The 11,568-nt window shown below is 37.7% G+C and carries 8 protein-coding genes; all 8 read left to right on the forward strand.

Annotation, left to right across the window (positions count from 1 at the left end; genetic code table 11):
• Positions 1-14: 14 nt before the first annotated feature.
• The 8 genes from ACFSQJ_RS08410 (at position 15) to ACFSQJ_RS08445 (ending at position 11,555) form a co-directional block, all read left to right on the forward strand.
• Positions 15-1,205, forward strand: coding sequence for an acetyl-CoA C-acyltransferase (locus ACFSQJ_RS08410; RefSeq protein ID WP_377766503.1), 1,191 nt, complete (start codon positions 15-17; stop codon positions 1,203-1,205).
• A 14-nt stretch (positions 1,206-1,219) separates the two neighbouring features.
• Positions 1,220-3,031: an acyl-CoA dehydrogenase family protein gene (locus tag ACFSQJ_RS08415; RefSeq protein WP_377766504.1), complete on the forward strand. Its 1,812-nt coding sequence runs from the start codon at positions 1,220-1,222 to the stop codon at positions 3,029-3,031.
• A gap of 200 nt (positions 3,032-3,231) precedes the next feature.
• Positions 3,232-5,160 (forward strand): tetratricopeptide repeat-containing sensor histidine kinase, encoded by a 1,929-nt coding sequence (locus tag ACFSQJ_RS08420; RefSeq protein WP_377766505.1) that lies wholly within the window; start codon positions 3,232-3,234, stop codon positions 5,158-5,160.
• Positions 5,157-5,792: a response regulator gene (locus ACFSQJ_RS08425; protein ID WP_377766506.1), complete on the forward strand. Its 636-nt coding sequence runs from the start codon at positions 5,157-5,159 to the stop codon at positions 5,790-5,792. Before ACFSQJ_RS08420 ends, ACFSQJ_RS08425 begins: the two co-directional genes overlap by 4 nt.
• Positions 5,793-5,900: 108 nt before the next feature.
• Positions 5,901-7,715 carry a Kelch repeat-containing protein gene (locus tag ACFSQJ_RS08430; protein ID WP_377766507.1) on the forward strand — a complete coding sequence of 605 codons (1,815 nt, stop codon included), beginning with the start codon at positions 5,901-5,903 and terminating at the stop codon, positions 7,713-7,715.
• 7 nt (positions 7,716-7,722) lie between these two features.
• Complete coding sequence (locus tag ACFSQJ_RS08435; protein ID WP_377766508.1) at positions 7,723-9,441, forward strand: hypothetical protein; 1,719 nt, start codon at positions 7,723-7,725, stop codon at positions 9,439-9,441.
• A gap of 83 nt (positions 9,442-9,524) precedes the next feature.
• On the forward strand, positions 9,525-9,953 hold the full coding sequence (locus ACFSQJ_RS08440; RefSeq protein WP_377766509.1) for a hypothetical protein: 429 nt from the start codon (positions 9,525-9,527) through the stop codon (positions 9,951-9,953).
• A gap of 171 nt (positions 9,954-10,124) precedes the next feature.
• Complete coding sequence (locus ACFSQJ_RS08445; RefSeq protein WP_377766510.1) at positions 10,125-11,555, forward strand: pyridoxal phosphate-dependent decarboxylase family protein; 1,431 nt, start codon at positions 10,125-10,127, stop codon at positions 11,553-11,555.
• Positions 11,556-11,568 lie beyond the last annotated feature (13 nt).

Raw genomic sequence — 11,568 nt, forward strand, 5'->3', positions numbered from 1 at the left:
AATACTAATAGCAAATGAAAACAGCATATATAGTTAAAGGATATCGCACAGCGGTTGGCAAAGCTCCTAAGGGCGTATTCCGTTTTAAAAGAACAGACGAATTGGCCGCGGAGACTATTGAACACATGATGAAAGAGCTACCCCAATTGGATAAAAAAAGGATAGACGATGTTATTGTGGGCAACGCTATGCCTGAAGGTTCGCAGGGCTTGAATATGGCACGTTTGATTTCTTTAATGGGATTAGACATTGTTGATGTTCCGGGTGTAACCGTAAATAGATTCTGCTCCTCAGGAATTGAGACTATTGGTATTGCAACAGCAAAAATTCAGGCAGGGATGGCAGATTGTATTATCGCAGGAGGCGCTGAAAGCATGAGTTCAGTACCTATGACGGGGTATAAAACGGAATTAAACTACGATATAGTAAAAGCAGGTCATGAGGATTACTATTGGGGAATGGGAAATACTGCAGAAGCAGTAGCTCAAGAATACAAAGTGTCCCGAGAAGACCAAGATGAGTTTGCCTACAACTCACACATGAAAGCTTTAAAAGCACAAGCTGAAGACCGCTTTCAAGACCAAATAGTACCTATTGAAGTGGAACAAACCCTTTTGGGTCCTGATGGTAAAAAAACCACAAAAAAATATACGGTGACCAAAGACGAAGGTCCCAGAAAAGGAACTTCAACAACGGTATTGAACAAATTACGTCCTGTTTTTGCTGCCAATGGTAGTGTTACTGCTGGTAATTCATCTCAAATGAGTGATGGCGCAGCCTTTGTAATGGTCATGAGTGAAGAAATGGTGAAAGAGCTAAACCTAGAACCGATTGCAAGACTGGTGAATTATGCCGCAGCGGGTGTTCCGCCAAGAATTATGGGCATAGGTCCGGTTGCCGCAGTTCCTAAAGCGCTGAAGCAAGCGGGCTTAAAGCAAGATGACATAGAACTTATTGAGCTTAATGAAGCTTTTGCTTCGCAGTCTTTAGCAGTTATACGTGAATTAGGTCTAAACCAAGACATCGTTAATGTAAATGGCGGTGCCATTGCGCTGGGGCATCCTTTAGGTTGCACTGGAGCCAAACTGTCTGTTCAGTTGTTTGACGAAATGCGTAAACGTAATATGCAAGGAAAATACGGTATGGTTACGATGTGCGTGGGAACTGGTCAAGGAGCTGCTGGAATTTTTGAATTTTTGAATTAGATAAAAAAATAGTTATGAGTACTGATACAATGCAAAAAGAAATTCTTCGCGGAGGACAATTTCTTGTCAAAGAAACGAACTGTGAAGATGTTTTTACGTTAGAAGATTTAAATGAAGAGCAGCGCATGATGCGCGAAAGCACCAAGGAGTTTGTAGATAGGGAGCTTTGGGCGCATTGGGAACGATTTGAAAATAAAGATTATGGTTTCACTGAAGAAACCATGCGCAAAGCTGGCGAGCTTGGTTTGCTAAGCGTGGCTGTTCCAGAATCATACGGTGGCATGGGAATGGGATTTGTTTCTACCATGTTAGTTTGTGATTATATCTCTGGTGCAACTGGTTCTTTTAGCACGGCCTTTGGTGCACATACCGGTATTGGCACAATGCCGATTACCTTATACGGCACAGAGGAACAAAAACAAAAATATGTTCCAAAATTAGCCTCTGGCGAATGGTTTGGTGCTTACTGTTTGACCGAACCTGGTGCAGGCTCCGATGCTAATTCTGGTAAGACAAAAGCAGTTCTTTCTGAAGATGGTAAACATTACCTGATATCTGGTCAAAAAATGTGGATATCCAATGCTGGTTTTTGTAGCTTATTTATTGTTTTTGCACGTATTGGTGATGATAAAAATATTACAGGCTTTATTGTTGAGAATGACCCATCAAATGGAATTTCTCTTGGCGATGAAGAAAAGAAGTTAGGTATACATGCCTCTTCTACGCGTCAGGTTTTCTTCAACGAAACTAAAGTACCTGTTGAGAACATGCTATCTGAGCGTGGCAATGGCTTTAAAATAGCCATGAATGCTTTAAACGTTGGGCGAATAAAGCTAGCTGCCGCTTGCTTAGATGCGCAACGAAGGGTGATTAATGAAGCGACCAAATATGCAAACGAACGTATTCAGTTCAAAACGCCTATTATGAATTTTGGTGCTATAAAAGCGAAAATCGCTGATATGGCCACCAACGTTTATGTAGATGAATCAGCTTCATATAGAGCTGCCAAAAATATTGAGGATAGAATCGCAATAAGAGAAGCTGAAGGAAATACACATCAAGAGGCTGAATTAAAAGGCGTAGAGGAGTATGCCATTGAATGTTCTATTCTTAAAGTAGCAGTTTCAGAACACGTGCAACAAACCACTGATGAAGGAATCCAAATTTTTGGAGGAATGGGCTTCAGCGCAGATACCCCGATGGAATCTGCATGGAGAGATGCCCGAATTTCTAGAATTTACGAAGGCACCAATGAGATTAATCGTATGCTTGCAGTTGGTATGCTAGTTAAAAAAGCTATGAAAGGCCATGTTGATTTATTGGGTCCGGCCACAGCAGTTGGTGAAGAACTAATGGGAATACCTTCTTTTGATAGCACGGACTTTTCGGAACTTTTCGCCGAAGAAAAAGACCTTATTAAAAGGCTTAAAAAAGTATTTTTGATGGTGGCCGGTAGTGCAGTGCAGAAGTTTGGTCCTAAATTAGAAGAGCATCAGCAATTGTTGATGTCAGCTTCAGATATTCTAATTCAGGTTTATTTAGCGGAATCCGCTATATTGAGAACCGAAAAGAATGCCAAACGTTTTGGTGAAGAAGCTCAGGCTACCCAAATTGCAATGTCTAAACTTTATCTGTATAGAGCTACGGACACAGTTGTTCAAAAAGGAAAAGAAGCCATAGTATCATTCGCCGAAGGTGACGAGCAAAAAATGATGCTAATGGGCCTTAAACGTTTTACGAAATATACAAATCAACCCAACGTAGTAGCATTGCGCACTCAAATTGCGGATAAAGTCGCTGCCGATAATGGGTATACCTTTGACTAATTCAAATAGCTTGAGACAGAAGCTGAAGAGACCGCCTCCATTGAGGCGGTTTTTTTGTTTATTGGTTTGTCTAAATAGAACACTAGGGTTAACCCTAATTTTATTTTTAGCATTTCACCCGTAAAAACGTATCTTTTAAGTGTTCTACTTTTGAAAAACAACTTAATACTCAAAACGTGCGTTTTAAAATTAAAATATTTTTGTTATTAACATTATCTATATTCAGTCAGCTTTTTTCTCAAGAGCGTAAGACAGATAGTCTCATACAAGCCCTAAAAAATGTCAAATCAATTGGCGAAAAACTTTCCTTATTTGATGCAATAACAAAAGAGTACATTAATATTGATATTGAACTTTCAACCACTTACAATGATTCTCTGTTTTTTTTAAGTAACCAGTTAAACAATAAAGAAATGGAAATGTCTTCCATCTTGAACAAAGCTGTTATAGCAAGAATGAATGGTAATTATGCAGATGGAATTGCCCCTATAAAAACGTATATTAACTATAAAGAAAGTAAGAATGATAGTAGTGGCTTATGCACTGGATACTATCAACTTGCTTCTTTGAACGTATACTTAAGTCAATATGAAAGTGCTATTTCAAACTATGTGAAATCCCTGTCATACTTGGATAAAACAGATATTAAGCAACAGGGTAAAATATTGAATGGGATGGGTATTGTATTCCGTCAAACTAGCCAATATGAAAAAGCAAAGGAAACCTATAAAAAGTCAATAAAGCTTTCTATAAAAGCAAAAGATTCCAACAATCTGGGAATAGCATATAATAGCTTGGGTATTGCTTTAAAAGAGCAAGATAGCATAGATAAAGCAATGTATTTTTTTAAAAAATCTTTAAACATTGCAGAACTGACTGGAAACATGAGATTAATGGGCTACCAATATAGAAATATTGGAATTGTGCATGTTCTTAATGAAAATTATGAAAGTGCCGTTCCTTATTTAGAAAAGGGATTGAGTATCAGAAAGAAAATGGGTAACGAACAAACGATAGCAGGGTCTCTTTCTGATTTAGCAAATGTTTATATAGAAACGGGGAAACTAAACCAAGCTGAAAAACTGTTGGATGATGCTACAAACATTTTCAAAAAGTCAGGAAATCTCTCAGGAGAAAATACTATGTACTACTACTATGGCGCTCTTGAAGCGAAACGTGGTAATGCAAAAAAAGCTTTTGATTATATAGATCGTCACCATCTCACCAGAGATAGCCTTGAAAATATTGAGCTTCAGGAAAGAATTAATGATATTTCAATTAAATATGATTCGGAAAAAAAAGAACGTGAAATTGCCGAACAACAAATGACCATTGCAAAACAGGAACTTTCTCTGGCAGAAAAACAGCGGCAATTGGCCCTTTGGGGTGGTTTGGGAGGTGTTTTGGCAATAATTTTAGCTGTTAGCTTTTGGTTGAACAAAGAGGGCCAAAAAAGAAAGGAACAAGAAATTACGAACCTCAAAAACCAACATGAAATCATTCGATTGGAGTCACTGGTTTCCGGTGAAGAGAAAGAACGAATCCGGTTGGCACAAGACCTGCATGATGGTATCAATGGCGATTTATCTGTAATCAAGTTCAAGGTTGACTCCTTAGGTCGCAAAAAACTAAATAAAGGCGAACTGGAGACTGTTGAAAATACATTGGGCATGCTTGATAATGCCATTGATCAGGTACGTCGCATTTCGCACAATTTAGCGCCACCATCCCTACAGAACTTTAACCTCAACGAGGCCATACAGCAGCATTTGAGAAAAATTCAACTGGCCCACCAAATGGACATTGATTTTCAAACCTTTGGCCAGGTCCCCAACTTTTCAACGGAACAGGAAACCGCCCTGTACCGTATTGTTCAGGAATTGTTGAACAATATCGTAAAACACGCCGAAGCTACGGAAACTTTAGTTCAACTCAATCATACCGAAGAATTCACTCAATTGGTCATTGAGGACAATGGAAAGGGGTTTGACACTAAAATCTCCCAAAACGGAATCGGTCTCCAAAACATCGCTTCTCGGGTTGCCTTTTTAAAAGGGGATCTCAACATAGAATCCTCGGGTGAAGGAAGTACCTTTACCGTCACCCTCTCCAAAGCTAATATCACATGATTCAAGTAGGTATTTTAGATGACCATGAAATGATTTTAGAAGGTTTAGCGACCATGCTTTCCGAGTTTGATGACATTCGGGTAACTGGTAGCTGGACCAATCCTGTTTTATGTCAAGAAGCTTTACAAAAAATGAGGCCAAATGTGCTTCTTTTAGATATAAACTTAAAAACGGCCAATGGTATTGAACTCTGTGCGATTCTAACGGAGCAGTATCCACAAATGTATATCATAGCGGTTTCTAATTACAACGAGTCGGGATTTATAAAGAACATGCTCCGTAACGGGGCAAAAAGCTACTTATTAAAGAACACCAATAAAAACGAACTGACCCAGGCTATAAGAAGTGTCAGTAAGGGCAATCAGTTTTTACCAAGGTCAATTGAAAATATCTTATTGCAAGAATCTTTAGGAGTTGCAAAACCTAAAACTTCCATCCCTAAACTGACCCGTCGAGAAAAGGAAATTCTACAACATATCTCTGAAGAATTCACCAATGCCGAAATTGCGGAAAAACTGTTCGTAAGTATAAAAACTATAGAAAGTCACCGAACGAACCTATTGTCCAAATTTGGTGCAAAAAATACTGCAGGCCTCATAAAGGCGGCTATGAATGCAGGACTTATCTCTTAACTATCACAAACCTAGGGTAAACCCTATATATCTTTTTCCGTCTTTTTACTGATATGCCGCTTGCCTTCATTTTAGACCTTGGCTTCATAATTAGAAACCATAACAAAAATGAAAAAGATTCTATCAATTTTTACACTAATAGTAGCTTTAGGCTGCAGTAAAGAAGATTCCTCTTCAGAACCAGAAAACAGACCACCAGGAGATTTTACCATAACTACGTCTGTTAATTTAGATACGGTAACTATAAACTGGACGACAGCTACAGATCCAGATGGCGATACTGTAAGTTACTCGGTTGAATTAGATGGAAACAACATTCTTGCCAATAGTTCGGAAAGAACAATAAGTCAAGATGGATTAGATTATAGCACCTCATATTCTGGTAAAGTAATAGCAAAAGATTCAGAGGGGTTAAGTACTGAGAAAACATTTTCATTTACTACAAGTGAAGAACCAAACAGCTCACCACTATCCGCTGTATTAAAAACGCCAGAAAATCAATTAAAAAGTGTCGTCTTACTACCAGAACTTACATGGGAGCAAGCCACAGATCCTGACGGAGATACTGTTGTCTATGATGTTTATTTAGATACCACTACCGACCCTACCACACTTATTAGCTCGGAGCAAACTCCAATAAGGCATACACTTACAACTAGTTTAGAATTGGATACTACCTATTACTGGAAAGTAGTTGCAAAAGACGGTCGTGGTGGTGAATCTACTAGTGAAATTTTTGCATTTTCAACCAATGTTGCACCAACAGTTCCTGTACTGGTTACCCCTGAAGACAATACTCAAAATCTTCCTCTTAAACCAAATCTGTCTTGGAACACTGTTTCAGATCCAGATAATGATGCGGTTACGTATGATGTTATTTTAGATACCGATGCAAACCCATCAACCAAAATAGCAGAGGGCATATCTAGTACGAATTATACCATAGCTCAAGATCTTGAAAATGAAACCCGATACTATTGGAAAATCATTGCTTCGGACGGTAAAGAAGGGGAAACGGAAAGCGAAGTACGTTCTTTTGTAACACGCGGTATGGCTAGTGCTACACAAGTTGTTGAATCTGCTGATTTTAATATTAGGTACGGGCATACCTCAGTGGTGTTTAATAATAAAATGTGGGTGATTGCTGGTGTTGGCTGTTGTGGAAACTCCTATAGCGATGTCTGGTCTAGTGATGATGGAGAGAATTGGACCTTGGTAACTGAAACTGCACCTTTTGGAAAACGATGGGAACACGCCTCTGTGATTTTTGATAACAAAATGTGGGTAATAGGTGGGCGATCTGCTTTTAACGATGCAGGTCTTAAAAATGACGTATGGTATACCGAAGATGGAGAAAACTGGGTGGAAGCTACAAGCTCTGCGCAATTTACACCACGGTACATTCCCCAAATTCTTAGTTACGATAATAAGTTGTTTTTAATTGGCGGGCGAGATGCGTCATCTACTGCTGACAATGAAGTTTGGAGTAGTGAAGATGGTGTCACATGGACATTACTTCAAGACAATGCCAATTTTTGTTGTAGAGGCTTCAAGGCATCGGTATTTCAAAACAAAATGTGGTATATAGCAGGCTTTAGCAAGAATATTTATAGTTCTACCAATGGTATTACGTGGAGTTTAGTTACATCTGAGGCAGAATTTGATGTGCGTGTTTTGCACTCTACTGTGGTATTTAATAATAGGCTATGGCTAATAGCAGGACGTAGAGAAAATAGTAGTAGAACAAATGATGCATGGTATAGTGATGACGGTGTTAATTGGATCCAAGCGAATTCCAATCTAGGGTTTGGTGCTCGCTCTTCCCATACATCTGTAGTGTTCGATAATAAAATCTGGGTTATTGCCGGTGATAATAATGGTACAGCAGCTTACAATGACGTGTGGACAATAGAACAAAACTAATAAGGCAATGAAAAAAAGTAATATAGCAATCATGATAGGCATCTTTGCATGCCTATCATGCTCAAAAGAAGAAGCAATTACAATTGCTCCAGAACCAGAAATAATTGTTGAAGAAAACGATGAAAGAGCAAATAATGCGGCACCCTTAAAAGTCGAAATTGTTAGCCCTATAAATGATGAAGTCGTGCAGCAATTTTTGGAGGTCATGCTTAGCTGGGAAGGTAACGATCCCGACGAAAACGATACTTTAAAATATACCTTATTGTTTGGTCAAGACCCTACTGCTTTAGAGGTTTTAGCCACAGAAATTGAAGTGGAAAATTTCATTTTAGAACGCCTAATAACAGGAGAAACTTACTACTGGCAAATACAATCCACCGATTCAAAAGGCGCAACGAGCCTATCGGATTTAAGTGGTTTTAAAGTGTATGAAAAAGTATTTGAGGGAGATTATGTCATAAGTGATCAAGCAACCGCAACTATATTTTCCACAGAAGGGTATACCCGTGTAACCGGGTCATTACAATTAAATGGTGAAAACATTGATATTACCGGACTGGCAAACCTTAATCATATCGAAAAAGGGCTATTAATAGTCAATACAAATCTTTTTGATTTAACTGGTTTACATCATCTGATAAACGCAAGTAGTTTAACCATAATCAACAATCCTGTTTTAAAACAAGTTGAAGCACTCCAAGGTGTCCGTGATTTCAATATCGGTATATCTATAGCAAACAATACCGTTTTAAGTAGTCTAGAGGGCATTAAAGCGAGTAATTCTCTTGAAAGGAATTTAGAAATTATAAACAATCCTGCAATTTCCGATCTATCGGTGTTTGCTAATGTAGCAGCAGTAGGAGGACAACTGTTTATAGCAGAAAACAACAGCTTAACTAACCTTGCTGGTTTAGAAAATGTTCGAGAGGTTGGTGATTTCGTAACGATTGATCAAAACGAAAATTTATCAAGTTTAAATGGTCTAAATAATCTTGAAACCATACTAGGAGACCTTAGCATATTGGAGAACAAAAATCTAAAAGACCTAAGCGCATTGAGCCAATTAAAGCGTACCAGAAACCTTATCATATTTAATAATGATAGCTTAGATGAACTTTCCGATTTTTCCCTTCTAGAAAGTGTGGAAATTGAACTTATCATAGAAGGCAATAAAGATCTTGAAACTATAAAAGGGTTTGACAATCTCAAAAATGTACAATTCGTTCAGATTGCAACAAATCCAAATCTTCTTGAAATAACTGGGTTTAATGAAATTAACATTCTAAAGAATGGCCTTAGAATCTATCAAAATCCGGCGTTAACGATCTTTAATGCTTTCGATACGCTTGAGGAAGGCTCTATTGGAGTAACTAACTTAGATAAACTTAGAACAATCAGTTTCCCTAAACTTAGAACAAGTGACGGCATATTGCTACAAAACAATAATAGTTTAGAAAACTTTGAAGCAAACAACTTAACTTATGCTAATCAAATAGTTATAACGGTTCAACCCAGCTTAACGAGTTTTGGACTCGCCGTTCTTGAAAACGTTGGAAACGGATCTATAAACATATCTGAAAACGAGAAGCTCTCCAATTTTTGTAGCCTTATTGGCTATGCAAAAATAGCTCTCGAAGAAGGTGAAGAAGGTCAGGATATCCTTATTAGGGATAACGCCTATAACCCCACCATTAGAATGATTGCAGCAGGGGATTGCAAACGTTAATACAATTCAAAGAAAACTTCATAAATCTATAATCCGAAGTTATAAAACGCCGCTTCATTTTCAACATTTAAAAAACTTAAAAAATGACAAAGAATTTAATTTTAATAGGTCTATTTCTAATTTTTGGTTTAGGGCTACAAACTACAAGCGCCCAACAAAATAAGATTAACAAAATACGTAGTGCACCATTACATTCCGGGGAATCTAGAACCTACGAAGCCCCTTATAAAAACATGGTAAAATACGCACGAGAAGCTACAACAGAGGCGGGTCTTAGTATTGAATCTTCAGAAAAGATTGATGATGCCACCTATATGATTATTGGCAAAGCAAAAGCTTCAGCTTGGAGTTGGGGAGAATTGGTTCGGGTAGTGCTTATTGATAATGCAGACAAAGTAACTGTGCGTGTTTACTCAAAACGCGCCATTAAAATTAATGTTACAGCCAAAGGTAACTATACCAATACCATCCTTTCTAATATTGAGGCTAAGATTGATTTTGAAACAGAATAATAAGCACTTAGATATACAGTAATTCATAGAATAAATATTACTGATTAATAGAATTATCATATTTGACCATTTCAAGTAGCACGAGACAATGACTGTAAAAACCGCTTTAATTAAGGCGGTTTTTTTGTATATATACGTTACTTTCCGCGACTAAGACTTTAATTTTGTGATATGGGCAATTCTTTATTAAAAAAACTATATTCTCCCGAAGAATTTAAAAAGCAGGGAGAAAAATTACTTACAGAAATTACTACTCATATTTCCAAAACTACGACCGGTAAAAGCTCAAAAACTTTAACCTGGAATACACCTGACAAAGAGTTACTATTTTGGAAAACCTTTTTAAAAGAAGGAAAAGAAGAAGATTTCTTTCCTGAAATACTGAAACGTACAACACATACACATCACCCTAAGTATGTTGGGCATCAGGTATCCGCACCGGCACCAATAACCTTGCTTACGGCAATGACAAGTGCCCTTTTGAATAATGGTATGGCGGTTTATGAAATGGGTATGGCACCTTCTGCTATAGAGAAAGTGGTCACGGGTATTATTTGTGATAAAATAGGTTATGATGACCAATCAAGTGGTTTATTGACCTCCGGAGGAACTTTGGCCAACTTAACTGCATTGTTATCTGCTAGAAAAGCAAAAATTCCTCAAGACATTTGGAATGAAGGTTATAATAAGCCTTTAGGTATTATGGTTTGTGAACAGGCGCATTACTGCATAGACAGAGCAGCAAAAATTATGGGCTTGGGTGAAAAAGGTATTGTAAAAATACCATCTAAAACCAATTTTTCGATGGATATTTCACAATTAGAAGTATCATACCAAGCGGCAACGGAAAAAGGAATTAAGGTTTTTGCTATTGTAGGTAGCGCACCTTCTACGGCAACAGGAGCTTATGATGATTTAAACGCAATAGCCAATTTTGCCAATGAAAAAGATATATGGTTTCATGTAGACGGCGCACATGGAGGTGCAGCTATTTTTTCAGATAAATATAAACACTTGCTAAGTGGCATAGAAAAATCTGATTCCGTGGTCATCGATGGGCATAAAATGATGTTAATGCCTACTATTACCACAGCTTTACTTTTTAGGAATAAACTACGTGCACAGCATACCTTTAGCCAAAAAGCCGACTATTTGTTAAATGATGAAGTTGAAGAGGATTGGATAAATAGTGGTAAAAAGACTTTTGAGTGTACCAAAACCATGATGTGTATGCACTGGTACATTCTTTTTAAATTTTATGGCGAAAAAGTATTCAATGAGTATGTGACACGACAATATGATTTAGCAAAAGACTTTGAGGAAATTCTTGTTGCCGACCCAAATTTTGAACTAGCTGCTTCTCCCATGTCCAATATTCTTTGTTTTAGATATCTAGACTCCTCAAAAAATGATAAAGATTTAAACGATTTGAATGCAAGAATACGCCAAAATCTATTAGAAGATGGAGAGTTCTACTTAGTGCAAACTAGACTTTCGGGAGTTCATTATCTCAGGACTTCTTTAATGAATCCATTTACGACCATTCATCATCTGACCGCGCTTTTAAGTAAAATAAAAGAGGTTGCGCTCACGATAAAGTAATCTGTGATTAGCG

It is taken from the genome of Croceitalea marina (assembly GCF_042684265.1).
GTDB lineage: Bacteria > Bacteroidota > Bacteroidia > Flavobacteriales > Flavobacteriaceae > Croceitalea > Croceitalea marina.

Excerpts from the sequence above, each read along its gene's own strand:
- ACFSQJ_RS08415 (WP_377766504.1), top strand. The coding sequence starts at position 1,220 with ATGAGTACTGATACAATGCAAAAAGAAATTCTTCGCGGAGGACAATTT.
- ACFSQJ_RS08425 (WP_377766506.1), top strand. The coding sequence starts at position 5,157 with ATGATTCAAGTAGGTATTTTAGATGACCATGAAATGATTTTAGAAGGT.
- ACFSQJ_RS08435 (WP_377766508.1), top strand. The coding sequence starts at position 7,723 with ATGAAAAAAAGTAATATAGCAATCATGATAGGCATCTTTGCATGCCTA.
- ACFSQJ_RS08445 (WP_377766510.1), top strand. The coding sequence starts at position 10,125 with ATGGGCAATTCTTTATTAAAAAAACTATATTCTCCCGAAGAATTTAAA.
- ACFSQJ_RS08430 (WP_377766507.1), top strand. The coding sequence starts at position 5,901 with ATGAAAAAGATTCTATCAATTTTTACACTAATAGTAGCTTTAGGCTGC.
- ACFSQJ_RS08410 (WP_377766503.1), top strand. The coding sequence starts at position 15 with ATGAAAACAGCATATATAGTTAAAGGATATCGCACAGCGGTTGGCAAA.
- ACFSQJ_RS08440 (WP_377766509.1), top strand. The coding sequence starts at position 9,525 with ATGACAAAGAATTTAATTTTAATAGGTCTATTTCTAATTTTTGGTTTA.